The organism is Flavobacterium sp. 270 (assembly GCF_004368785.1).
Lineage (GTDB): Bacteria > Bacteroidota > Bacteroidia > Flavobacteriales > Flavobacteriaceae > Flavobacterium.
The window spans coordinates 226,196-250,204 of the sequence record NZ_SODM01000001.1; the positions used below are offsets into that span (position 1 = coordinate 226,196).

Below are 24,009 nucleotides of genomic sequence, written 5' to 3' on the forward strand. Positions count from 1 at the left end.
AAGAAACTTATGAAGTAAACCACTCCTAAATGTAATTTGTAAATATTTTTCTTACTTAAATTTAATTTGTATATTTCTCAATTAAATTAATCACATGAAAATATCAAAATTAATTTTACTAATTCTTTTATTTAATAGCATCAATTTGTTGGCTCAGTTAACAAGTATTAAAGAAATTCATCCCATTACATTAGAAAAAGAAAAAAAAATTAGAAGTGAAAATAACATTAGCGAAAGCTTTGAGTATACACAATTGAGAACTAAAGACAGCATTCTAAAGTCTCATAAAACATTTAATAAGAATGGTGAGTTGGTTACCAATACAGTATACTCTTCAAAACAAGATACTATAAACTATGCTGTGTATGAATATGAAAATGGAAAAGTAGTGAAATCACTTATACTTACTAAGGATAAAAATGCGCTGGTTTTTTTTGACATTAGAAATTATTCTTATGATAAAAATGGAAACAATACCGAAATACAATTCATTAATAAAAATGGAGATACAATTTATCAAAAAATAGACTACTACAGCTATAACTTAAAAAAGACACTACATACAAAATGGCGAAATAATACAGATTTTTCTATTACAGAAGAATATTTTTACTCCAATAATAATTTAATTAAAACAAAAACATATCTCCCAAATGAGAAGTTGTTTTCTGAGACGGCCTATCAATATGATAATATTGGAAATGTAGTGGGTGATTACAGATTACAAAACGGAAAAAAAGACGTTATTTCTTTTTATAAATATGACTTAAATAATAATTTAATTGAAAGTGGTCTTAAATTTTTATCTGCTAATTATTCCAATCTTTATAAAACAAAATACGAATACGACAAAAATAACAACGTTATAAAAGAATACCATACCGGTAATAAAAATCTTAAATCTGTTCATACCATTTCTTATAAAAAATTTGAATAAATTATTTTCATTAATGAACACAAAAAAAGGATGCTAAAATTTTTAGCATCCTTTTTTATTAAAAACCAATTAGATTATCTAATCAATTTTCTGTATTTCAGACGTTTTGGAGTTAAATCACCACCAAGACGTTTCTTTTTGTTTTCTTCATATTCAGAGAAACCACCTTCAAAATAGTAAACTTCAGAATCTCCTTCAAAAGCTAGAATGTGTGTACAAATTCTATCCAAGAACCATCTGTCGTGCGAAATAATTACGGCACAACCAGCAAAATTCTCTAAACCTTCTTCAAGTGCACGAAGTGTATTTACGTCAAGGTCATTCGTAGGCTCATCTAGTAAAAGTACGTTTCCTTCTTCTTTTAATGTCATCGCCAAGTGAAGTCTGTTACGTTCTCCACCAGAAAGTGCTGCAACTTTTTTATTTTGTTCACCGCCGCCAAAATTGAAACGAGATAAATAAGCTCTAGAGTTTACTTGCTTTCCTCCCATCATAATCAATTCCTGACCATCGGCGAAGTTTTCCCAGATAGACTTATTCGGATCAATGTTTGAGTGAGACTGATCTACGTAAGCGATTTTTACAGTTTCTCCAACAGAAAACTCTCCGCTGTCTGTAGCCTGCTCGCCCATAATCATTTTGAAAATAGTAGATTTACCAGCACCGTTTGGCCCGATAATTCCAACAATTCCGGCTTGTGGCAACGTAAAGTTCAAATTATCGTATAATAATTTTTCACCAAAAGCTTTTGCAACATTTTTAGCTTCAATAACATTTGTTCCTAAACGAGGTCCGTTCGGGATATAGATTTCCAGATTTTCATCCAGTTGTTTTTGATCTTCGTTTAATAATTTATCGTAGTTCTGTAAACGCGCTTTTTGCTTGGTCTGACGTCCTTTTGCTCCCTGACGAACCCAGTCAAGCTCACGCTCTAACGTTTTTCTACGTTTAGAAGCCACTTTTTCTTCCTGAGCCATACGGTTTGATTTTTGATCTAACCAAGAAGAATAATTTCCTTTCCACGGAATACCTTCTCCTCTATCTAATTCCAAAATCCAACCTGCCACATTATCAAGAAAATATCTATCGTGCGTTACTGCAATTACAGTTCCTGCATATTGTGCTAAATGCTGCTCTAACCATAGAACTGACTCAGCATCAAGGTGGTTGGTAGGCTCATCCAGAAGCAATACATCTGGCTGCTGCAATAACAAACGACATAAAGCTACACGACGACGCTCTCCACCAGAAAGGTTCTTTATAGGAGTATCACCTTCTGGAGTACGTAAAGCATCCATTGCGATTTCTAATTTGGTATCGATTTCCCAAGCACCAAGAGCATCAATTTTGTCTTGAAGCGCCGCCTGACGATCCATTAATTTATCCATTTTATCTGGATCTGAATAATTTTCTTCAAGACCAAATAAATCATTAATTTGATTGTATTCTTCTAAAACTGCCATAGTTTCTGCAGCTCCTTCACGAACAATTTCGATAACTGTTTTAGAATCATCAAGAATTGGTTCCTGCTCTAAATATCCAACCGTGTAACCTGGCTGGAAAACTACATCTCCCTGATAGTTTTTATCTACTCCTGCAATAATTTTTAAAAGAGAAGATTTTCCTGAGCCGTTAAGACCTAAAATACCAATTTTTGCTCCGTAAAAGAAACTCAAATAAATATTTTTAAGTACAGGTTTGTCTGCTCCCTGATAGGTCTTACTCAATTTTTGCATTGAGAAAATTACTTTCTTATCGTCTGACATTTTTTATTTTTTTATTTATTATTCGTAATTATTGAAATTTGATATTGTAATTGAATTTTGAAATTAAACTCTACCTTTTAAAGCATTAAAAACCCAGGCATTAGCTAAAAATCCAACTCCTGTAGCTGCAAATCCCCAGCCCGAAACTTCACTATATCTAAAAGCGCCAAGACCTATAAGTAACAATCCCATAAGTACCATTATAAAAGTAGCCCATCCTAAAACGGTATTTTTATTCATTCCCATAATTGTATAATTATTTTTTAAAGTAGTTTAATTTTTTCGGAAATGCAAATATCGTGAATTTTCACGGCTTAATTAAATATTTTATAAAGCATTTCTTTTAACAAATCCGATTGTGGCAAAGCATTGGCACCAACACCTTTACTTTTTACATCGATATCTCGCAGTGCTCCAACAATCTGGCTTACTTTTCGCATTGGGTAATTTTTTATTGCCAAATCATATTCCTTTAAAAAATAAGGATTTACCCCAATTGCAGCGGCAACATTTTTAGGATTTTTATCTTTAAGTCCGTGGTATTTTAAAAGCTGTACAAAAAAACCAAAAACTAATCCTGTTGTCATTACTAAAGGATATTCTTTTGGATTGTGAGCAAAATTTTCGGCAATTTTATATGCTCTCAACTGATTGCGTTCTCCAATTGCTTTTCTTAATTCAAAAACATTATAATCTTTACTAAAGCCAATATTTTCTTCGATATGCTGCGGTGTAATCATTGTTCCTTGCGGCAAAATAATTTGGAGTTTTTCTAATTCATTATTAATTTTACTTAAATCAGTTCCTAAAAACTCAACCAGCATTGCATTAGCTTTCGGGTCGATTGTGTATTTTTTCCCCGCCAGAACCCGTTTTATCCAGTCACCAACTTGATTTTCGTATAATTTTTTGCTTTCGTAAACTACACCATTCTGAGCTAATGTTTTGGTTACTTTTTTTCTTTTGTCAAGCGTTTTGTATTTATAACAAAAAACAAGAACCGTAGTTTCCAGCGGATTATTGACATACGATTCGATTTTATCAATCGTTCTTGACAAATCTTGCGCTTCTTTTACTATAACAACTTGACGTTCAGCCATCATAGGATAGCGCTTGGCCGTTGCAACAATATCTTCAATAGAAACATCTCTTCCGTATAAAACAGTTTGGTTAAAACCTTTTTCTTCTTCCGCAAGTACATTCTGCTCAATATATTCCGATAATTTATCTATATAATAAGGTTCTTCGCCCATTAAAAAATAAATTGGTTTTATATTTCCGGCTTTTATATCGTTTACAATTTTTACAACTTCGTCCATTAAAAAAATTTGTTTCAAGTTTAAAGTTTCAAGTTGTCTTGAATCCTAAAACTATTTTATATTTTTGCTTTATGCTTAAACTTAATTTCCCTGCCTACACTTTCCGATTCAAAAATAGCGAAAATAAAGTGTCTATTTTTGATGAAATCAGGAAAAAATTTATCATTCTTACTCCAGAAGAATGGGTTCGGCAGCATGTTGTTCATTATTTAATAAATGAAAAAAAATATCCAAAATCGCTTATAAACGTAGAGAAAGTTTTAACAGTCAACGGATTACGAAAACGCTATGATGTTGTAGTCTTTAATTCTGATGGTTCTATACATATATTGGTAGAATGTAAAGCACCCGAAGTTAAAATATCGCAGGCAACTTTTGATCAGATCGCACGTTATAATATGACAATGCAGGCACGGTTTTTGAATGTCACAAACGGTCTGAGTCATTTTTATTGTCAGATGGATTTTGAAAACGAAAAATATGAGTTTTTAAGAAACCTTCCTGATTATAAAGAATAGTATTAAACAAAAAAGAAAACACTTTTGGATAAAATAGCAGTTGTCATCTTAAATTGGAATGGAGTTAAATTGTTAGAGCAATTTTTACCTTCTATTATTCAATTCTCAGAAGAAGCAAAAATATATGTAGCAGATAATGCTTCAACAGATGATTCGATAAATTTTGTCCGACAAAATTTTCCCACTATAGAAATTGTTAAAAACAGTGGTAATCATGGCTTTGCAAAAGGCTACAATGACGCATTAAAACATATTGATGCAGAAATCTACGCTTTGGTAAATTCTGATATAGAAGTAACTCAAAATTGGTTACAGCCAATTATCCACACTTTTGATTCTGAAAATCAAACTGCTATCATTCAGCCTAAGATTCTTGATTTTAAGAATAAAGAATATTTTGAATATGCTGGAGCAGCCGGCGGTTTTATTGATAAATATGGTTTTCCTTATTGCCGAGGCCGTATTTTTGATACAATTGAAAAAGACAACGGGCAATACGATGATAATTGCGAATTGTTCTGGGCTTCTGGCGCTTGCTTTTTTATTAGAAAAACAGTGTATCATGAACTAGGTGGTTTTGATGAAACTTTTTTTGCGCATCAGGAAGAAATTGATTTATGCTGGCGTGCTTTAAACGAAGGCTACATCATCAAATACAATTCAGCTTCAGTAGTTTATCATGTTGGAGGAGCGACTTTACAACAGGGAAATCCTAAAAAAACTTTTTTGAATTTTAGAAATTCATTGTTAATGCTTGTCAAAAATCTTCCAAAAAAAGGATTGTTTTTTGTCATTTTCTTTAGAATGATTTTAGATGGAATTGCTGGTATCCGTTTTCTTACACAAGGAAAATTTCAACATACTTTTGCAATTTTAAAGGCTCATTTTTCATTTTATTGTATATCTTTAAAATATCTAAGAGAAAGAAAAGATTTCCAGATTCAGCAATACTATACCGTAAAAAGCGTCGTTTACTTATACTATATAAAGAAATTGACGATTTTTAAAGAAATCTTTAACACTATTCAAAATATTAAAAACTAAATTTGTAATCAACGTTTAATTAAATATAATACCTATGAGAAAAATAGTTGTCGCACTATCAGTATTAATGGCTTTAACGTCGTGTGTTTCAAAAAAGGAATATGCAGCTTTGGAAGCTAAGAACAAAGAAATTCAAGACTTATTAAACTCTTGCACAGTAAAACTTAATACATGTCTAGAAGAAAAAGCAGGATTGGCAGCTACAGCAGAAAGCTACAAACAACATAATCAAGACTTAATAAGCACTTCTAAAGACTTAACTGTTTTAACTACAAAAGGAGCTGAAAACCTTGAAAAATCATTAGAAAGTTTAAAAGAAAAAGATTTAAAAATATCTAGACTTCAAGATGCTTTAACTAAAAAAGACAGTGTTACACTTGCTTTGGTTACTAGCTTAAAAGGAGCGGTTGGAATTAATGATCCAGACATCGAAATCAATGTTGAAAAAGGTGTTGTATTTATTTCTATTGCAGACAAATTACTATTTAAAAGTGGTAGTTATGACGTAAGTGATAAAGCAAAATCTGTTTTGGCTAAAGTTGCAAAAGTTGTAAATGATAAACCAGATTTCGAATGTATGGTTGAAGGTCACACAGATGACGTTCCATACAAAAGTAATGGTGTATTGCTAGACAACTGGGATTTAAGTGTTAAACGTTCTACTTCTATTGTTCGTGTATTGTCTAATGAGTTAGGTGTAAACCCTGCTAAATTAATTGCAGCTGGTAGAAGTTCTTATGTGCCTTTAGTTGCAAATGATTCTCCAGAAAACAAAGCTCGTAACAGAAGAACTCGTATCGTTGTTATGCCAAAAATCGATCAATTCTATGATATGATTGAAAAAGAAATGAAAAAACAAGCGAAATAATTTCGTAGTTTTCTTTATTATAAAAACAGAAAAAGCAGGTCAATTGACCTGCTTTTATGTATTCCTAATTTTTTAATAACCAATTAAATATAAATCAAGAATAGCATTATTTTTAATTAACTAACTAAATTTTAACTATACTAAAGTTAGTTATTTATTTTTTACCAATTACACGTTTTCAGTTTTTTTTTACAAAATTACCACTTGATGTATATTCGCACTCTTTTAGAAAAATAATATTACTTCATATTAAAATTTAAAGGAAGCATATCACCTACTTTTTTTTCTGAAATTTTACCTGAAAAAAGCACACTTTCAATATCAGAATTGTTTCCGTATTTATAAATTTTAAAACTATCTGTCAGGAAAGTAATTCTAGATTCCTGATCTCTGTTATACATTAGAAAATAAGACGCTACGATACCAGTTACATTTAAATCGTCATATTTTACCTGATCTTTTGGTTGGGGAAGCAAATCAACTTTTACAAAATCATCCTCTTTAGTCACTTTAAAACATTTCTTAGGATCAAGACTATGCTCTTCTGTAAATAATAAAAACTTTTTTTTGTCCCATACCTCATTAGCTAAATTTCTAAAAAACTGAAGTTGAGACCCTTCAAAAGTTTTTTCTCTTCGTTCTAAAATCTCGGGAGTATTTTCAATTTCTTCAAATCTGCTTACGCCGCCGTAATAATTTTTAATAACATCTATAGGAGCGATACTTAATTTCTTAAAAGCAATCTCAAAATCAACCAATTCAAAATCAATTTTATATCCTAATAAAGAATTTACAATAACAAGGGGTTTATCAGAGTAAGCAGTAAAAATAAATTTATCTTTATCATATTTGAAACGAATTTCATCTTCATTTTTTATTATAGTGCCTTTTGCATTTTTTGTTTTACCTATAAAATATTCTCTAAAAAGTTTTAATTTTTGAGCTCTTGTAAACAATTCATTCTTAGTTATCACAACTTCTTTTAGTTCGTTTTTTGCAACTGTCATTAAAACATTAAGATCTTTACTTGTGTCAAACGAAGTAAGGTATTCGGTTTGATAACCTATAGAACTTATTACCAAAATGTTATTTGTATTAGGCTCAAGTTTTATCTTAAAATTTCCATTTTCATCAGAAACTGTTGAAATTGTAGTTCCATCAAAAAAAACATTTACACCTTCTAGCGGCTTATTATCTTTATTAGTAATTTTTCCTTTTAAAATATTTTGCGCAAAAAGATTTACTGCAGAAAAAAGGAATACGAAAATGGTTAGTTTTTTCATGAAAGCGAAAATGGTTTGATTAATTATGAGCTAATTAACCAAACCATTTTATATTATCCAAGATATTTAATACTTTATTTTTTACAAAATATCGATATCCCCTTTTCCTTCTCTTATTACAACCGGCTCATGTTCTGATAAATCGATAATAGTAGAACCAACATTATCTCCATAACCACCATCAATAACCATATCGACAAGATTCTGCCATTTCTCAAAAATTAATTCTGGGTCTGTAGTATATTCAATTACATCATCTTCATCACGAATAGAAGTTGAAACAACCGGATTTCCTAATTGTCTAACGATTTCCAGAATAATATTGTTATCCGGCACACGAATACCAACCGTCGTTTTCTTTTTAAATTCTTTTGGAAGATTATTATTTCCAGGCAAAATAAAAGTATAAGGTCCCGGTAATGCTCTTTTTAGAATTTTAAAAGTCGATGTATCTATTTGTCTCACATAATCTGAAAGATTACTCAAATCATGGCAAATAAAAGAGAAGTTTGCTTTTTCTAATTTTACACCTTTAATTTTTGCAATCTTTTCCAATGCACGAGAATTGGTTATATCACAACCCAAACCGTAAACAGTATCTGTTGGATAAATAACCAAACCGCCGTTTTGCAAAACCTTTACAACTTTTGCAATTGCAGCTTCGCTTGGTTTATCGGGATATATTTTTATAAATTCGGCCATTATTTTGTTTAAGGTTTATTTGTTTAAGGTTTATTTGTTTAAGGTTTATTTGTTTCAGGTTTAACGTTTACTAAAGTTACGAAATACTTTGGCTTTAAAGTTACATTTATCCCACAACATCAAGTTTAGCAAATCTCAAAAGAAGTTTTTTAATCCCACCGACTTCAAATTTAATTTCGGCTTTTTTATCAGCTCCCACTCCTTCTAAATTTACAACTTCACCTTTTCCAAAACGTTCGTGCATTACAATATTACCAACAGTCAGTTTGCTGTCAAATAAATTTGTAGCACCACTGCTTGGAGCATTTCCTGAAACTGGTTTTAGTTTACGAATATTTAAATCCGGTTTAGGCTCATTATCTGTAATATATTTTGGGGGCGTACCTCCTACTGGTTTTGCTAATCTCAGTTTCGATTTATCAACATCACCAAAAATATCACCGTCAATAGGCGATTTATATCTGTAATTGCTTTCTGCAGGCGTTAAATGCTCTAAATACTGACCATCAATTTCTTCAATAAAACGTGAAGGTTCACTATCAGTCAATTTTCCCCAACGGTAACGTGACTGAGCGTAAGTTAGATACGCCTGATGTTCGGCACGTGTCAACGCTACATAAAACAAACGACGTTCTTCTTCTAATTCACTTCTTGTACTCATACTCATCGCACTCGGAAACAAATCCTCTTCCATTCCGACAACAAAAACGTGTGGAAATTCAAGTCCTTTTGCTAAGTGAATGGTCATCAAAGCTACACGATCTTCATCGCTTGTATCTTTATCTAAGTCTGTTGCAAGTGCTACATCTTCCATAAATTCAGAAAGAGCACCTCTTGCACCGTCAATTTCTTTTTGGCCTTCTGTAAAATCTTTTATACCGTTTAGCAATTCTTCAATATTCTGAATTTTTGCCATTCCTTCCGGCGTAGCATCTTTCTTCAATTCTTGAACTAAACCCGTTTTTTTGGCAACGTGATCTGTAATATAAAATGCATCCTGATTCTGATCAATTACCTGAAAACTTTGAATCATCGTTACAAAATCTTTCAATTTATTTTTTGTACCAGCATTCAGTTTCAAATCGATTTTATCAATATTTACCATTACTTCCCAAATCGAGCGTTTGTAATGATTTGCAGCAATTGTAAGTTTTTCAACCGTTGTATCACCAATTCCACGAGCCGGATAATTAATCACACGAATCAATGCTTCTTCGTCTTTAGGATTAATTACTAAACGCAGATAACACAAAACATCTTTAATTTCTTTACGCTGATAAAAAGACAATCCGCCATAAATTCTATACGGAATATCGCGTTTTCTTAAAGCATCTTCCATCGCACGAGATTGCGCGTTGGTACGGTACAAAATAGCAAAAGAACCGTTATGAAGCTGATTCTGCATTTTCTGCTCAAAAATTGTACTCGCTACAAAACGACCTTCTTCGGCATCTGTTAAACTTCGGTGAATCTTAATCCTCGGACCAAAATCATTTGCCGTCCAAACAACTTTATCCAGTTTCGTTTTGTTATGTTCCATTATGGTATTAGCCGCTTCAACGATATTTCTGGTCGAACGGTAATTTTGCTCTAAACGAAACATTACCACACCTTCATAATCCTTCTGGAAATTCAAAATATTGTTGATATTCGCACCACGGAATGCATAAATACTTTGTGCATCATCTCCAACCACACAAATATTCTGAAATTTATCAGACAAAGCCCTAACAATCAAATACTGAGAGTGATTGGTATCTTGGTACTCATCAACCAAAATATAGCGGAAACGGTTTTGATATTTAGCCAAAACTTCTGGAAAACGAGTTAACAATTCGTTGGTTTTCAATAATAAATCATCAAAATCCATAGCGCCTGCTTTAAAACAACGCTCTACATATTGTTGGTAAATTTCTCCCAATCTCGGCTTTTTCGCCATAGCATCGGCTTCGACCAATTCAGGATTATTAAAGTACGCTTTTACCGTAATCAAACTATTTTTATAACTCGAAATTCTACCTAAAACCTGTTTTGGTTTATAGATATCGCGGTCTAACTGCATTTCTTTTATAATAGAAGAAATCAGTCTCTGAGAATCCTGAGAATCGTAAATCGTAAAATTGGAAGGATATCCCAAATGCTCTGATTCTGAACGAAGAATACGCGCAAAAATGGAGTGAAAAGTTCCCATCCAAAGATTTTTTGCTTCAGATGCTCCCACAATATCCGAGATTCTGTGCTTCATTTCACGCGCCGCCTTATTGGTAAACGTAAGCGACAAAATATTAAAGGCATCAACTCCCTGAGCCATTAAATAAGCAATTCTAATTGTTAAAACACGGGTTTTCCCCGAACCTGCACCAGCAATAATAATCATTGGCCCGTCTTTCTTTAAAACAGGCGCTCTCTGCGCTTCGTTGAGCTGGTCAATATATTTCTGCATGTAATTTATCTCCTTTTATGCAAATTTAGCAATTAAAGATGGAAAAAGAAAGCTACTAAGATGCTAGCAGCTAAGTTTTTTTGAAAGGCTCAAAGCTTCAAAGGTTCAAAGTAACAAAGTAAAATTTTGCAAAATATTTTTTGGCTAAAAGAAGAAAACCTCTGAATCTCAGAACCTTTGAAGGTTAATACCTTCTAAGAAAAAAACACATCATAGCCAAAACGAATCAAAGTCCCAACTACAACAACCAAGAAGAAAACCCTAATAAATCCGTTTCCTTTATTAATCGCTAGTTTAGCTCCGACCCAACCCCCAAGTCCGTTGCATACGGCCATCGGAATTGCAATTGACCAAATAATTTTTCCTTTAATCATAAACAGGCAAATCGAACCAAAATTCGTTGCCAGATTTACCATTTTAGCATTTGCAGAAGCGTGCAAAAAATCAAAACCCAAAAGCGCAATAAAAGCCACAACGAAAAAACTGCCCGTTCCCGGACCGATAAATCCGTCGTAAAAACCAACAATTATACTTATTACAACTACATAAAATATTTGCGTTTTAACCGAATGATCTTTAGCTGAATGCTGTCCAAAATTTTTCTTTGCGTACGTATAAATAAAAAGTAACGATAAAACTATCAGCAAAAGCGGTTTCATAAAATCGTTGCTGACAAGAGTTAAGACTGTCGAACCTAAAAATGCAGACGGAACCGCCAGACACATCATAATCAATAATAGTCTCCACTGAATTACAACTTTTTTTAAATACTGAAAAGCAGCAAAAGCAGTACCGCTAAAAGCCGGAATTTTGAGTGTCCCGATTACTGTAGAAACCGGAAGATTAGGCAGTAAAATTAATCCCATTGGAGTTTGAATTAATCCGCCGCCACCAACAATAGCGTCAATAAATCCTGCGGCAAAAGCTGCCAGACAAAGTAAAATAATAATGTATGATTCCATTTATATTGGGTATCAATCGATTTTGAGATTGAAAAACAAAAGTAGGATTCCAATTTGTTATTACAACAAAATTAAAGTGGATTTCTCCTCAAAAAGTATATTTTTGTTGAAAAATTACTAAAATGGATTTTAATAAAATTATAGAATTAGCAAGTTATACTTTACCAGCCATTGTTACCGGATTTGTGGCTTACAGTTTTTTTGAATTGCACATTAAGAACAATGATAAAAAACGTAATTTTTTATTAAACAGAGAAGCGCACAAAGAATCATTACCAATACGTTTACAAGCTTACGAACGTATGACTTTGTATTTGGAACGCATCAACTTAACTAAATTATTGATTAGAATTGCTCCAATTTCTAACGAGAAAAGTGTCTATGAAAATTTTTTAATTGACCAAATCGAACAAGAATTCGAGCATAATTTGACACAGCAAATCTATATGTCAGACGAATGCTGGACAATCATTACAACAGCTAAAAACTCAACGATACAAATGATTCGCAAAGCTGCTATGAGCGATCGCGTTGAGAGCGCTGATAAATTGCGTGAAGTAATTTTGAATGATTTATTAGAAAAACAATCACCAAGCAATGCAGCTTTAGCATATATAAAAAATGAAGTTGCAGAACTTTGGTAACTTTTATATTTTAGAATGTAGATTTTAGATTTTAGATTTTTTGAGCAATCTAAAATCTAAAATCTACATTCTAAAATCATCTATTGTCACTCATAACTTCAGACTTATTCTGAGCATATTCGTAACCTTGTTCCCACCAATCTTTCATCACTTCTTTATTAAAAATCAGCGCATTATCAGTAAGTTTTGTCGGAGTATAATATAAGTTAAGCTTGACATTTTTATTGTTTGCCATAAGTTTTCCTATAGCAATGTCATGTTTTTCAACTTGATCTAAGGCAATTCGAAACAAATCAATCATTAGTGAAAATGGGTTTTTACCAATAACCATTTTATCCATATTCACCTCAGTTTCAAGTATAATTACATCAATTTCTGTTGCGCCGCGGTTGATGGCTTCGCGAATAGGAACTAAACTTGAAAATCCTCCATCACCATATTCATAATTATTTTTTTCGACCAAACTCATAAACGGAACATAATTACTGGAAATCCATGACCAATCACAGAATTCCTCATAAGTACAATCTTTTACAGATTTATATTCTGATTCATTTTTAGTAAAATTGGTTACGGTAATCACAACATCATTATCCAGTTTCTTTAATTTATTAAAATCGGATAACGAAAAATTATTCCTAATGTATTTTTTAAGTCCTTTGCTTTCGCCAAAAGTTCTTTTCCCTTTCAAAAACTGGCGCAGTACATTAAAATGATTAATGGTTACGATATCTACTCCATCTTTATTTTTAACTACAAAAGGGCAGATATTAAAAATACTGGCCATCGTAACATTGGTGTAAACGGAGTGAATTTTTTTGATATGCCCTAAAGCCAAATGCGGAATTAGAAGGCTTCCTGTCGAAGTTCCTAAAAATAAACCATATTCATGATTTTTTTCTTCTATTAAATACTGTGCAACACCACCAGCAAAAGCGCCTTTACTGCCGCCGCCAGAAATAACCAATGCTCTCATAAATTTAATCTAGGTATTATTTTTTTGTTTTTGGGGCTGAAAAGAAAATAGAGTAAAGAAAATAGATAATAGACCAAATCTATATTCTATATTCTATATTCTATATTCTATATTCTATATTCTATATTCTATATTGTATATTGTAAAATTAAACTCTAAACTTCTTTCAACAAACGATTCAATTGAAACTGCTCATCGGGTGTCAAATTAGTCAAAATTCTTTCAAACGATGCACGCATTTCAGGATTTTTTAATAAAATTCGAATTGTATCTCTTCCGAACTTAGAAAACTGCCACATATGATGCGTTGTCGAACTAGCTAAATTCGTTAGAACCTGATCGTTTATAATTTTAAAAGCAATTAATTTTTCCAGTGCATTTTGTCGCGTTCCAGCTTCATATTTACTGGAAGAAAAAGCAATCAATTCAGCAATTAAACCTTCTGGATTATCCGTATAATTTGGAGTTGACAACGCTAAAGAAAGCCATAAAGTACGAAGATTATAATCGTTAAAACCAATCCAGTTTTTTGATTTATTTAAATATTCTGTGCGATGATCTGGAAAATTTCTCCACAACCAATATAATGCAACTTCTTGTGTCTGATAGGATTTATCATCCAACAGCGTTTCATATTCCATTCGAAAATCTTCTGGAATTTTGGTCAGAGTTTCGGCAACGGTTTGACGAACCTGAACATTATTGGTATGCATTGCCAAAAGCAGTAAATCTTTTTTTGCTTCGTATTTTTCATTTTCTAATTGATCAACAATTGCTTCTTTTGCAGCATAAAAAACATCAGAATTTAAAGTCTTACTAAAGAAATCTTTTTTATCCGCCAAAGATGTTTTTTTCAATTTATCAACTTCTAATCTAAGCTGAATTGTTTTGTTTTTACTCAACAAAGCATTTGCTGTCGGTGTATCAAAAGCGGTAGATTCTAACCATGTTTTCTGGAATTTTTCCAAATCAAAATCAGATACTTTTTTTATTTCGCTAAAAAAATCGGCAGTGTTTACTGTTTGATAAGCGTATTTTTTGAGGTAGCTTTTTATTGCTTTTTTAAACGCTTTATCGCCGATAGATTCGTGCAAAACAAACAATGTCCAAGCGCCTTTTTCGTAAAAAGTAAGCGAACTTGCTTTGGCATTTAAAACAGGAATCGTATCTGTTCTTGAAGCAAATTTTATCTGCTGCGCCGTATCATATAATTTGGAATAAAAATAATCATCTCCATAAATATCCCGCTCTGCAAGAAGTGCAAAATAAGTTGCAAAACCTTCCTGAAGCCAATGATGTGTACTGCTTTCGGCTGTAATTAAATCACCAAACCAATGGTGAGCCAATTCGTGAGCGTCTACATTAGTGTAATTTCTATCCGTAAAACCAATTGAATCAACGACATATCGTGTTGCAAAAAGTGTAGATGTTGTATTTTCCATTCCGGCATACAAAAAGTCACGAACGGGAATTTCTCTGTAAATTTCCCAAGGATATTTAACTCCAATTTCTTTTTCTAAAAAATCAAAAATGCGTTTCGAATAACGATATGTTGGTTCAAAACGAGCCAAATCTTTGTTTTCCAGATAATATTCTAACGGAATATTCGATTTTGACTTTAATTCTTTTTTATCATATTTACCAACGGCAAGCATTAATAAATAAGAACTCATTGGTTTTTCCATTTGATACTGCCAATGAAATAAATCACCAATTTTAGTTTTTTCTTTTAAAATTCCGTTTGAAACTACTTGATAACCTCTGTCATAAGATATCCCTAAATTAAAAATTACTTTTTCGTTTACGTCATCAAAACTCGGAAACCAATTGCTGGTATATCTTCCCTGCCCTTGTGTCCAGATTTGCACTTCAGAATTCTCAATATCAACAAAATACAAAGCTTGTTTTGGCTTTACAGAATAATCAAAAGTTAAATGCTTTTTGCCTTTTCCAAAATTATTAATGATTTGCAATTGCTTGCCTGTGTTTACAAAAACTGCTTCTTTGCCATCAATTTTCACTTTCGTGAATTCCATGTTTTTAGCATCAATTTTAATCGTATCAATTGGCTGTAATACTTCAAAATCGTAATCTACAGCACCAGAAACTGTTTTTTCTTTAGCGTTTAATGATAATTGTGCAGAAACAGATTTAAAATCAACAAATTGGGTTTGTTGGGCAAAAGCAAAAGTGGTAATAAAGAGAAGAATATATTTCATTATTAATGTTTTGTTTTTTGACATCGTTATTAAACGTCATTTTTCGGCGCATAATATCTCCAAAGTTACAAAGGTTTGATCAACAAATCGAAGGATTTTTGTATGTTTACTATATAAAAATCTAAAATTGTGTCAACACCAATAAAAGCCTTATTCAACTGGAGCAGTGGCAAAGATTCTGCACTTGCTTTATATAAAATCCTGCAAAATCCTGATTATAAAATTGAATGCTTATTGACAAGTGTCAACGAAAAATACCAGCGTATTTCTATGCATGGCGTTCGAGTTCAATTACTTGAAGCACAGGCTAAAAGTTTGGCTTTACCTTTAAAAATTATGCAGGTCCCGGAAATGCCAACTATGGAAGTTTATGAAAATGTAATGACAGAAACTTTAAACGAATTAAAAAACGACGGCATTACACATTCTGTTTTTGGTGATATTTTTTTGGAAGATTTGCGAAAATACCGCGAAGATCAATTGACAAAAATTGGCTTTAAAGGTATTTTTCCAATCTGGAAAATCCCAACAAAAGAACTAATTCAGGAGTTTATACAATTAGGATTTAAAACCATTGTGGTTTGTGTAAGCGAACGTTATTTAGATAAAAGTTTTGTTGGCCGTGTTATCGATCAGGATTTTATAAATGATTTACCTGAAAACGTTGATGTATGCGGTGAAAACGGAGAATTTCATACCTTTACTTTTGATGGGCCGATTTTTTCTGAACCTATTGATTTTGAGATTGGTGAAATTGTTTATCGTAAATATGAAAAACCAAAAACCGATACTTCATCAAATACTGCCTGCGACACAAGCGCCTCGGATGCTTTTGATTTTGGTTTTTGGTATTGTGATTTGATTGGTAAATAAAAACTAATAATTAAATAAAATTATTTGATTATGATTGCACAAAAGCAATGTCTAGAAGTAAAAAAAGTTCTATCTTTCCTTGACGAAATTGGCATTCAAGTTATTGAAAAAGAATTAGAAACAAGTTTTCTGCCAGGTCTGGATTTAGGCCCAAATTGTATTTATATCGATTTTGAAAAATTATTATATCCTGGAGATATTCTGCATGAAGCCGGACATTTGGCAGTTACCACAAGTTTAAACAGAAGTTTGGCGGGAACTGGTAAAATTGAAGAAGAATGGCCGACAGCGGGAGAAGAAATGGGTGCAATACTTTGGTCTTTTGCCGTTGCAAAACATTTGAATTTACCTCTGGAATTTGTATTTCATCCTGATGGTTATAAGAATGAAGCAGATTGGCTGATTTCTAATTTTAGCAGCGAATGTTATATCGGACTGCCTTTTTTGGAATGGATTGGACTTACATTATCAAAAGAACGCGCCTTAAAAGAACAAAAAGAAGCATTTCCTGTAATGCAAAAATGGATAAGAGACTAATATTATGGATGAACTAGTGCGTTATATTAAATTTTCGATTGCTTTTGATACTGATAAACTTAAAAGTGATCTTGCCAAGATAATTAATAAAAACTGGATTGACCATTATAATACCAATGGTTACAGCGGCAAATGGACTTCTGTTGCGCTGATGTCTAAAGATGGAAAATCAGATTCTATTTATGCACTTCCTTCCGATGATGATAAAATGATGGATACTGAAATTTTAGATTCCTGCACTTATTTTAAAGAAGTTTTGGATGGTTTTCTTTTCGAAAAAACTGCTGTAAGATTATTACAATTGGCAGTTGGCGCCGAAATCAAACCACATTCTGATCATTGTCTGGGGTATGAAGACGGTTCGTTTCGATTGCATATCCCGATAATTACGAATCCCGATGTTGAGTTTATTTTAGATGATAAGCGTTTGATAATGAATGAAGGCGAATGCTGGTACATCGACGCTAATTTCATACACTCCGTTGCTAATAGAGGAAAACAGGACCGAATACATCTTGTTATTGATGGTATTAGAAATGATTGGAGCGATGCCTTATTTTTTAAAGAAGCTGCCGAAAATCGGTTTTTAAAACCAAAAGCAAAAATGAGCGAAGAACAGAAAGAATTAATGATTGCCGAACTTAAACGTATGGATACAACTGTAGCTCAGGAAATTCTTAAAAATTTAGAATAAATATTTATTCTTCGTACATTTTCAATAAATTGGTTACCGTATTCCAGTTTCTAATTGTGGCAGAAACGTTTAATTTTTTCTCAATATATTTTCCTTCCAATCTTGTTTTTCCTGCCCCTACAGCGTATTTAATAAAAATCCTGTTTCCGTCAATAGTGGCTTCATCTGGCTTAACCTGACTGATTTTTAGATCGTTTATACTTTCGCTTTTTAAAGCTATAGAAATAAAAGCTACATACAACTTTTTGGTATCAATATCTTTTTCTTTTAAATAAGGATTATTTTTAAAACACAATTCCAAGTCTTCTTTTGTAATGACAATTACAGGAACTTCATGACCAAAAACTTTAAAAATTTCCTGTTTGATCATAAATCCTACTTTTGATGCGCTTTCTTCTTCAGTATCAACAAACACATTTCCAGACTGCAGATAAGTTCTAACGTTTGTAAAACCAATATTTTCCAGCATTGTTTTTAATGCTTCCATTTTCATCATATTGTGTCCAGAAACGTTGATGCCGCGTAAAAGTGCTAAATGTGTTGTCATTTTTAAAAATTTTATTCAAAGATATTATTTTCTAAATTAACGTTTCAAAAATAAATTTCTATTAAAAATAAAAAACTCTGCCTTCAATTCAAGACAGAGTTTAATAGTGGAACTGCAATTAATAAATTTACAATACCGTCGCAATTTTAGATTTTAAAGGAATATTACTAGAATTAAGTCCAGGTTTTTGCCCGTGCATATCAAATTCAAGTTTTACTTGTGGTCCAAAAAACAAACAATGTGTAGAACCTCCAAAGTGGAACATTCCCAATTGATCGCCTTTTTTTACGTGCTGACCTTCGTAAACCGTAATATCACAAGACGAAACTTCTGCCATTCCAACTGGCATAAAGCACATTAAACCAATTTTCGGATTATCTGCCTGAATGTAAATAATCGCTCTCGCCGCCAATTCGGTAATGTATCCTTGTGAATCGTTTGGTCCCGCATCATCATAACCTTCAGAAATGGCTTCTGCATAATATGTTCCATCAACCGTATAAGCTTTTACAATGGTGCCGCTTATCGGGCTGTGCCAGCGGTGATAACTCAAAGCGCTCAAAAAGGCCTGATAAATCGTACCGCCAACAAATTTTTCAGTAAAAGGATCTCCAGCCATCATGTGTTCCAGAGAATAAGGCTGTGCTTTTATCCAAAATCGATCTCTAAGCTGTACATTTTTTGCAATTCTGTATGGAGCAGATTCGCAGGCATTTGTAATTACATTGTCATCGTTTGGACTTGCCAGCGGACGTTGCCCTGGTCTAAATTCGCGTGTGAAAAAGTTATCCCAAGAAGTAAAACCGTGATATTCCTGATCTGGCTGACAAATAAATTCGGTATCAAAATTAGGCATTGCTTTCATGGCATCTCTTCCTAACCAGCCACTTTTTGGATCTTTGTTTAAAACAGCGCGCGAATCTGCAGATTTAAGAAAAATTGCCCATTCGTTTAGCATCTTTTTTAATTGTTTATTTACTTTTTCGCTAAGAAAAGCAGCATAACCGGCTTCGGTTCCCATTGACCAATCTAAAATGGCATTTATCGGAAAACCAACAACTCCAGTGGTATTAAATTCAGGCGCATGAGTCATTATCGTATTGAATAACTGCAGCATATGATGATAATCACGAACCTGTCTGTGTCCGCTTGGGTCTTTTCTGTATTTCTTCGGCACTTGACTAAACATCAGATTAAAATACATAAAAGCCTCAGGATCATTTTCGATAAAAGCTTTCAGGTCTTCAATAACCGGCAGTAAAGCCATTTGTTTTTTATCTGTCACTTCAATCAAATTATTCATCCAGTCTTGAAGGATTTTTTGATCAGAAGGCAGCCAGCTTCCAACTCTAAATGGAGTTTCAATTCCATTATTTTCAACTGTTTCGGTAAATTGGGTTGTTTCCATAATTAAAGATTTAATGTTAGATTTAAAATGTTTTGAGTTTTTTGGGGCAAAAAGAGGTTTATTTTTTTTTAGCTAAAATCTTATAAAAACAAAGATACAAGTGATCAAAATTATAAGGAAATTTTTACAGTTAAATTTTTAAAAATCAGGTATTTATACCTGCCAAAAACAATAATGAACACAAAAAAACATTCAAATTATTTTCATTTTAAAAACAAAAAAACGCACTAATACTCTAAAAATATTACATTTTAAAAATTACCAGCAAAGAGTTATCTTCGCAATCCAAATAATCGATTTCAATAGCAATAGCAATATCAATTTCAAAAATCAACAATCTAAAATCTAAAATCTAAAATTCAAAAAATGTCCAATAATCTCCTAGAAACTCCTATTGAATACCTTAAAGGTGTTGGCCCAAGTCGTGGTCAATTGCTTCGTAAGGAATTGGGAATTCATAAATACGAAGATTTGGTTAATTTTTTTCCGAATAGATATATAGACAGAACGCGTTATTATAAGATAAACGAACTTCAAAATACGGGTTCTGAGGTTCAGATTATTGGAAAAATAATCAATATAAAAACCGTTGAATTTGCGAAAAACAAAAAACGTTTGGTTGCCACTTTTGTGGATGATACAGGACAGATTGATTTAAATTGGTTTCAAGGTCATAAATGGATTCGCGAAAGTTTAAAATTGAATGAAGCTTGTGTGATTTTTGGAAAATGTTCGTTGTACGGCAGCCAGTTTAGTATGGCGCATCCCGAAATTGAATTGTTGAGCGAGCATGAAAGAAGCCTTCGTTCTGCAATGCAGCCCGTTTATCCTTCTACAGAAACGTTGATGAACCGCGGTATTTCAAACCGAACGATTAATAAATTGATGGAGCAATTGTTTATTGAAACACAAAATTTATTTACAGAAACTTTTCCTGCCTATTTGGTTGAAGAATTGAAGTTAATTTCAAAAAAAGCAGCTTTATTCAATATCCATTTTCCGAAAAGTACTGAGATTTTAGCGAAAGCGCAATTCCGATTAAAATTTGAAGAATTGTTCTTTATCCAATTACAATTAATCACCAAAAATTTAATTCGAAAGCATAAAATAAAAGGGCATCCATTTTCTAAAGTAGGGGAATTTTTTAATGAATTTTACCAAAATCATCTGCCATTTAGCTTAACAAATGCCCAAAAAAGAGTAATAAAAGAAATTCGTTCAGACATGGGCAGCAATGCCCAAATGAACCGTTTACTGCAGGGAGATGTAGGTTCGGGAAAAACGATTGTGGCTTTTATGAGTATGCTTTTGGCGATAGACAATGGTTTTCAGGCTTGTTTGATGGCGCCGACAGAAATTCTTGCCAATCAGCATTTTATTGGTTTATCAGAATTGGCTCAAACTTTAAATCTTAATATCAAAATACTAACGGGTTCTACCAAAACTGCGGCGCGCAAAATTCTTCACGAAGAGCTGGAAAACGGAAGTTTACATATTCTAATTGGTACGCATGCTTTATTAGAAGACAAAGTTAAGTTTCAGAATTTAGGTTTGGCTGTAATTGATGAACAGCACCGTTTTGGAGTTGAACAACGTTCTAAATTATGGAAGAAAAACGAAATTCCACCTCACGTTTTGGTTATGACGGCAACGCCAATTCCGCGAACTTTGGCGATGAGTTTGTATGGCGATTTGGATATTTCGGTTATTGATGAATTACCGCCGGGAAGAAAACCGATTCAAACTGTACATCGTTTCGACTCGAATCGTTTGAAAGTCTGGAAGTTTCTGCGTGACGAAATTGCTTTAGGAAGACAAATTTATATTGTTTATCCTTTGATTCAGGAATCTGAAAAAATGGATTATAAAGATCTTATGGACGGTTACGAAAGCATTTCTCGTGATTTTCCTTTGCCTCAATATTCGATTTCGATTTTACATGGAAAAATGAAACCGGCAGAAAAAGATTCTGAAATGAAACGTTTTTCTGAAGGCAAAACCAATATTATGGTGGCTACAACGGTTATTGAGGTTGGTGTAAATGTGCCAAATGCAAGTGTTATGATTATCGAAAGTGCAGAACGTTTTGGTTTATCGCAATTACATCAATTACGCGGACGCGTTGGTCGCGGCGCCGAACAGAGTTATTGTATTTTAATGACAAGCCATAAATTAAGTCCCGACAGTAAAACCCGAATGGAAACGATGGTAGGAACGAACGACGGTTTTGAAATTGCCGAAGTCGATCTTAAACTCCGCGGTCCTGGCGATCTTATGGGAACACAGCAAAGTGGTGTTCTTAACCTGCAAATTGCTGATATTGTTCGCGATCGTGATATTTTATCTCTGGCAAGAAACTACGCTATGAAAATTTTGAAAGAAGATGCTCCACTCCAAAAACCGGAACACGCAATTTTAAAAGCGGTTTTTATAGAACTTACGAAGAAGAAAAATATTTGGAATTATATTTCTTAAAGGTGCTAAGGTTCTAAGCTGCTAAGCTTCTAAGCTTTTTAGCTCCTTAGAACCTTAGCACCTTAGAACCTTAAAAATCACTTTTTTGGTGGATTTTTCTTTTCAAAAATACCACTCAAAAATCCTTTACTTATTTTATTTTTATCGTCTTTTCCTGTTGCTATAAGATGATCGATGTATTCCATGTAGGTTTTCTTGCGTTCTTCCAGAAAGCCAACCAAATATTCTTCGGAAGCGTTTATACCGCTTGCTTCTTCTATTTGAAGCAGTTTTCTATATAAAGGTTCGATAAATTTGGTAATAATTTCTTCCGGAACCGATTTTCTCGTTCCGAAGTAGCCTACGATTTCGCCGTCGGTATCGGCTATGATTTTAAAATCGGTTACAACCCAATAATATCTTCCAGTTTTGGCCATATTTTTGAGGATCACATGAATGTTCTCACTTGATTTTATACTGTCCCACAAGAACTTAAAAATCACTTTTGGCATTTCCGGATGACGTACAATATTGTGTGGCTGACCAATCAACTCAAATTCGTCGTATCCAGAAACATCAATAAAATCTTCATTCGCATATAAAATTGTCCCCTTTGTATCTGTTTTACTCAATAATACTTTGTTTTTGTTCCAATCAACTTCTCTGTCTGATGGAGTTGGGCGTGTAGTTCTGGTGTCCATAAACTTTGCGTTTAAAATTAATATTCAATTATATCTCCTATAAAATGAATTGTTTTTAAGTATTATTTTAAATTATCGACTGTAATTCTAAGATCATTAGAAACACATTTTTTTTACCATATAAGTGATATAAGTTCATTTAAAAACATTATCTCAAAGCTTATATTGACTTATATAACTTATATGGTGAAATTTAACGTTCTTAAACTATATGCTTATAATAACAGCTATATTTAATTTCTGCTGTTGGTTGATTTCACATGAATATCGTTCACCAAATCATCAATTTTTTTGGCACTTTCTCTCATCATTTCCAGATAGGCAAGCAGTTTATCATTGTCTGTATGCCCTTTAGAAACATCAATAAGTTTTAAAACCGAATTTACAGGCAGTTTTAAGTCTAAAGTCGTTCTATGAATAAAATCATTGTAATCTTTGGTTGCAGACATTGAACTGTATTTCGCGGAAGCGAGCTTCATATTTTCCAATTCATATTCATCAGAAATTTTAGAAATATGATTCTGACTGTGCGTTTTAAAATAATAAGCCCAATAACCATTCATAAAAAATACAACGGCTGCCAAAACAACGTGCACGAGAAATGTTTCGACATCAAAATTTACCTGCGAAAAATAAATTTGAGGTCCTGCTGCTTCATTATAAACGTAGTTTTGTAAATACGCTAAACCTCCGTGATGCAGGATTACCAAAAGCGTAAGCGGAATTTGAAGTTTCCAGTTTTGATAAATAATTAAAATTGTACTGGCAATAAAAACGGTAAAGTGCATTTCGAACAAACCGTGCATCTGATAAATATACTGCGCCATAAAAACAGCTAATATTACCGATAAAACGTACTGATAAAATTTGGAATTTTTAAGGAAAAATTTTGCCGAATAATAGGCCAGCAAATTTATAGTACCCACGCCTACTCCAATCTCAAAAGTATCGTACTTAAAGGCCAAAGCAATTCCGAAAAGAAAATAAGCGACAAGAACATAATTAATAATTGTATCTGATTTTTGTGTCATTGTAGACATAAAATTGTGCAAGTAATCTTGCTCATTCAAACTGGCTTTTGTTTTCATAGATTTAGGTAATTTAGGTTAGTTTA

22 protein-coding genes are annotated in these 24,009 nt (G+C 32.7%); 9 read left to right on the forward strand and 13 right to left on the reverse strand.

Features of this window, described 5'->3' with window-relative positions; all coding sequences use genetic code 11:
* Positions 1 to 94: 94 nt before the first annotated feature.
* Positions 95 to 937, forward strand: a complete 843-nt coding sequence (locus EV144_RS01035; protein WP_134145313.1) for a hypothetical protein — start codon at positions 95 to 97, stop codon at positions 935 to 937.
* A gap of 74 nt (positions 938 to 1,011) precedes the next feature.
* Here the strand turns inward: EV144_RS01035 and ettA are convergent, their stop codons facing one another.
* The 3 genes from ettA to holA all read right to left on the reverse strand — a co-directional run bounded on the left by ettA (position 1,012) and on the right by holA (position 4,022).
* Positions 1,012 to 2,703 (reverse strand): energy-dependent translational throttle protein EttA, encoded by a 1,692-nt coding sequence (gene ettA, locus EV144_RS01040; protein ID WP_134145315.1) that lies wholly within the window; start codon positions 2,701 to 2,703, stop codon positions 1,012 to 1,014.
* Positions 2,704 to 2,766: 63 nt separating this feature from the next.
* Positions 2,767 to 2,943, reverse strand: coding sequence for a CAL67264 family membrane protein (locus tag EV144_RS01045; RefSeq protein WP_208326824.1), 177 nt, complete (start codon positions 2,941 to 2,943; stop codon positions 2,767 to 2,769).
* A 74-nt stretch (positions 2,944 to 3,017) separates the two neighbouring features.
* Positions 3,018 to 4,022, reverse strand: a complete 1,005-nt coding sequence (holA, locus tag EV144_RS01050) for a DNA polymerase III subunit delta (RefSeq protein ID WP_134147496.1) — start codon at positions 4,020 to 4,022, stop codon at positions 3,018 to 3,020.
* A 71-nt stretch (positions 4,023 to 4,093) separates the two neighbouring features.
* On the opposite strand from holA, the gene EV144_RS01055 reads away from it, so the two are divergent.
* Genes EV144_RS01055 through EV144_RS01065 form a run of 3 tightly spaced genes read left to right on the forward strand, consistent with a single transcriptional unit; the run spans position 4,094 to position 6,452 of the window.
* Positions 4,094 to 4,540 (forward strand): type I restriction enzyme HsdR N-terminal domain-containing protein, encoded by a 447-nt coding sequence (locus tag EV144_RS01055; RefSeq protein WP_134145319.1) that lies wholly within the window; start codon positions 4,094 to 4,096, stop codon positions 4,538 to 4,540.
* 24 nt (positions 4,541 to 4,564) lie between these two features.
* The gene (locus EV144_RS01060; protein WP_134145322.1) at positions 4,565 to 5,584 is read left to right on the forward strand and encodes a glycosyltransferase family 2 protein; all 1,020 of its coding nucleotides are present in this window, start codon (positions 4,565 to 4,567) and stop codon (positions 5,582 to 5,584) included.
* 34 nt (positions 5,585 to 5,618) lie between these two features.
* Positions 5,619 to 6,452 carry a flagellar motor protein MotB gene (locus EV144_RS01065; protein ID WP_134145324.1) on the forward strand — a complete coding sequence of 278 codons (834 nt, stop codon included), beginning with the start codon at positions 5,619 to 5,621 and terminating at the stop codon, positions 6,450 to 6,452.
* Between the two features lie 239 nt (positions 6,453 to 6,691).
* Here EV144_RS01065 and EV144_RS01070 read toward each other — a convergent pair whose 3' ends face one another.
* The 4 genes from EV144_RS01070 to EV144_RS01085 form a co-directional block, all read right to left on the reverse strand.
* Positions 6,692 to 7,735, reverse strand: coding sequence for a carboxypeptidase-like regulatory domain-containing protein (locus EV144_RS01070; protein ID WP_134145326.1), 1,044 nt, complete (start codon positions 7,733 to 7,735; stop codon positions 6,692 to 6,694).
* A gap of 81 nt (positions 7,736 to 7,816) precedes the next feature.
* A complete protein-coding gene (locus EV144_RS01075) occupies positions 7,817 to 8,437 on the reverse strand; it encodes an L-threonylcarbamoyladenylate synthase (protein WP_134145328.1) in 621 nt (206 codons plus the stop codon).
* Between the two features lie 106 nt (positions 8,438 to 8,543).
* Positions 8,544 to 10,880, reverse strand: coding sequence for an ATP-dependent helicase (locus EV144_RS01080; RefSeq protein ID WP_134145330.1), 2,337 nt, complete (start codon positions 10,878 to 10,880; stop codon positions 8,544 to 8,546).
* Between the two features lie 194 nt (positions 10,881 to 11,074).
* A complete protein-coding gene (locus EV144_RS01085; protein WP_134145332.1) occupies positions 11,075 to 11,842 on the reverse strand; it encodes a sulfite exporter TauE/SafE family protein in 768 nt (255 codons plus the stop codon).
* Between the two features lie 122 nt (positions 11,843 to 11,964).
* Here EV144_RS01085 and EV144_RS01090 point away from each other — a divergent pair, with 122 nt between their 5' ends.
* Positions 11,965 to 12,486 (forward strand): hypothetical protein, encoded by a 522-nt coding sequence (locus tag EV144_RS01090; RefSeq protein ID WP_134145334.1) that lies wholly within the window; start codon positions 11,965 to 11,967, stop codon positions 12,484 to 12,486.
* Between the two features lie 76 nt (positions 12,487 to 12,562).
* Here EV144_RS01090 and EV144_RS01095 read toward each other — a convergent pair whose 3' ends face one another.
* Both EV144_RS01095 and EV144_RS01100 read right to left on the reverse strand, forming a co-directional pair.
* Positions 12,563 to 13,462 (reverse strand): patatin family protein, encoded by a 900-nt coding sequence (locus EV144_RS01095; RefSeq protein WP_134145336.1) that lies wholly within the window; start codon positions 13,460 to 13,462, stop codon positions 12,563 to 12,565.
* 155 nt (positions 13,463 to 13,617) lie between these two features.
* Positions 13,618 to 15,681 (reverse strand): M1 family metallopeptidase, encoded by a 2,064-nt coding sequence (locus EV144_RS01100; RefSeq protein ID WP_134145338.1) that lies wholly within the window; start codon positions 15,679 to 15,681, stop codon positions 13,618 to 13,620.
* A 129-nt stretch (positions 15,682 to 15,810) separates the two neighbouring features.
* Between EV144_RS01100 and EV144_RS01105 the strand changes: the two genes are divergently transcribed.
* Genes EV144_RS01105 through EV144_RS01115 form a run of 3 tightly spaced genes read left to right on the forward strand, consistent with a single transcriptional unit; the run spans position 15,811 to position 17,785 of the window.
* Positions 15,811 to 16,554, forward strand: coding sequence for a diphthine--ammonia ligase (locus EV144_RS01105; protein ID WP_134145340.1), 744 nt, complete (start codon positions 15,811 to 15,813; stop codon positions 16,552 to 16,554).
* A gap of 30 nt (positions 16,555 to 16,584) precedes the next feature.
* Positions 16,585 to 17,091 (forward strand): hypothetical protein, encoded by a 507-nt coding sequence (locus EV144_RS01110; RefSeq protein ID WP_134145342.1) that lies wholly within the window; start codon positions 16,585 to 16,587, stop codon positions 17,089 to 17,091.
* Positions 17,092 to 17,095: 4 nt separating this feature from the next.
* Positions 17,096 to 17,785 (forward strand): aspartyl/asparaginyl beta-hydroxylase domain-containing protein, encoded by a 690-nt coding sequence (locus EV144_RS01115; protein ID WP_134145344.1) that lies wholly within the window; start codon positions 17,096 to 17,098, stop codon positions 17,783 to 17,785.
* Positions 17,786 to 17,789: 4 nt separating this feature from the next.
* Here EV144_RS01115 and EV144_RS01120 read toward each other — a convergent pair whose 3' ends face one another.
* Both EV144_RS01120 and EV144_RS01125 read right to left on the reverse strand, forming a co-directional pair.
* Positions 17,790 to 18,332: a DUF1697 domain-containing protein gene (locus tag EV144_RS01120; RefSeq protein ID WP_134145346.1), complete on the reverse strand. Its 543-nt coding sequence runs from the start codon at positions 18,330 to 18,332 to the stop codon at positions 17,790 to 17,792.
* 127 nt (positions 18,333 to 18,459) lie between these two features.
* Positions 18,460 to 19,740, reverse strand: a complete 1,281-nt coding sequence (locus tag EV144_RS01125; RefSeq protein WP_134145348.1) for a phosphatidylserine decarboxylase family protein — start codon at positions 19,738 to 19,740, stop codon at positions 18,460 to 18,462.
* Positions 19,741 to 20,106: 366 nt separating this feature from the next.
* Here EV144_RS01125 and recG point away from each other — a divergent pair, with 366 nt between their 5' ends.
* On the forward strand, positions 20,107 to 22,215 hold the full coding sequence (gene recG, locus EV144_RS01130; RefSeq protein ID WP_134145350.1) for an ATP-dependent DNA helicase RecG: 2,109 nt from the start codon (positions 20,107 to 20,109) through the stop codon (positions 22,213 to 22,215).
* Positions 22,216 to 22,292: 77 nt separating this feature from the next.
* Here the strand turns inward: recG and EV144_RS01135 are convergent, their stop codons facing one another.
* Positions 22,293 to 22,895, reverse strand: a complete 603-nt coding sequence (locus tag EV144_RS01135) for a PAS domain-containing protein (RefSeq protein ID WP_134145352.1) — start codon at positions 22,893 to 22,895, stop codon at positions 22,293 to 22,295.
* A gap of 233 nt (positions 22,896 to 23,128) precedes the next feature.
* On the reverse strand, positions 23,129 to 23,983 hold the full coding sequence (locus EV144_RS01140) for a hypothetical protein (RefSeq protein WP_134145354.1): 855 nt from the start codon (positions 23,981 to 23,983) through the stop codon (positions 23,129 to 23,131).
* Positions 23,984 to 24,009 lie beyond the last annotated feature (26 nt).

Excerpts from the sequence above, each read along its gene's own strand:
- EV144_RS01070 (WP_134145326.1), bottom strand. The coding sequence starts at position 7,735 with ATGAAAAAACTAACCATTTTCGTATTCCTTTTTTCTGCAGTAAATCTT.
- EV144_RS01075 (WP_134145328.1), bottom strand. The coding sequence starts at position 8,437 with ATGGCCGAATTTATAAAAATATATCCCGATAAACCAAGCGAAGCTGCA.
- EV144_RS01055 (WP_134145319.1), top strand. The coding sequence starts at position 4,094 with ATGCTTAAACTTAATTTCCCTGCCTACACTTTCCGATTCAAAAATAGC.
- holA (WP_134147496.1), bottom strand. The coding sequence starts at position 4,022 with ATGGACGAAGTTGTAAAAATTGTAAACGATATAAAAGCCGGAAATATA.
- EV144_RS01090 (WP_134145334.1), top strand. The coding sequence starts at position 11,965 with ATGGATTTTAATAAAATTATAGAATTAGCAAGTTATACTTTACCAGCC.
- EV144_RS01045 (WP_208326824.1), bottom strand. The coding sequence starts at position 2,943 with ATGAATAAAAATACCGTTTTAGGATGGGCTACTTTTATAATGGTACTT.
- EV144_RS01095 (WP_134145336.1), bottom strand. The coding sequence starts at position 13,462 with ATGAGAGCATTGGTTATTTCTGGCGGCGGCAGTAAAGGCGCTTTTGCT.
- EV144_RS01115 (WP_134145344.1), top strand. The coding sequence starts at position 17,096 with ATGGATGAACTAGTGCGTTATATTAAATTTTCGATTGCTTTTGATACT.
- recG (WP_134145350.1), top strand. The coding sequence starts at position 20,107 with ATGTCCAATAATCTCCTAGAAACTCCTATTGAATACCTTAAAGGTGTT.
- EV144_RS01085 (WP_134145332.1), bottom strand. The coding sequence starts at position 11,842 with ATGGAATCATACATTATTATTTTACTTTGTCTGGCAGCTTTTGCCGCA.
- EV144_RS01100 (WP_134145338.1), bottom strand. The coding sequence starts at position 15,681 with ATGAAATATATTCTTCTCTTTATTACCACTTTTGCTTTTGCCCAACAA.
- EV144_RS01140 (WP_134145354.1), bottom strand. The coding sequence starts at position 23,983 with ATGAAAACAAAAGCCAGTTTGAATGAGCAAGATTACTTGCACAATTTT.
- EV144_RS01035 (WP_134145313.1), top strand. The coding sequence starts at position 95 with ATGAAAATATCAAAATTAATTTTACTAATTCTTTTATTTAATAGCATC.
- EV144_RS01125 (WP_134145348.1), bottom strand. The coding sequence starts at position 19,740 with ATGGAAACAACCCAATTTACCGAAACAGTTGAAAATAATGGAATTGAA.
- EV144_RS01120 (WP_134145346.1), bottom strand. The coding sequence starts at position 18,332 with ATGACAACACATTTAGCACTTTTACGCGGCATCAACGTTTCTGGACAC.
- EV144_RS01135 (WP_134145352.1), bottom strand. The coding sequence starts at position 22,895 with ATGGACACCAGAACTACACGCCCAACTCCATCAGACAGAGAAGTTGAT.
- EV144_RS01110 (WP_134145342.1), top strand. The coding sequence starts at position 16,585 with ATGATTGCACAAAAGCAATGTCTAGAAGTAAAAAAAGTTCTATCTTTC.
- EV144_RS01080 (WP_134145330.1), bottom strand. The coding sequence starts at position 10,880 with ATGCAGAAATATATTGACCAGCTCAACGAAGCGCAGAGAGCGCCTGTT.
- EV144_RS01065 (WP_134145324.1), top strand. The coding sequence starts at position 5,619 with ATGAGAAAAATAGTTGTCGCACTATCAGTATTAATGGCTTTAACGTCG.
- ettA (WP_134145315.1), bottom strand. The coding sequence starts at position 2,703 with ATGTCAGACGATAAGAAAGTAATTTTCTCAATGCAAAAATTGAGTAAG.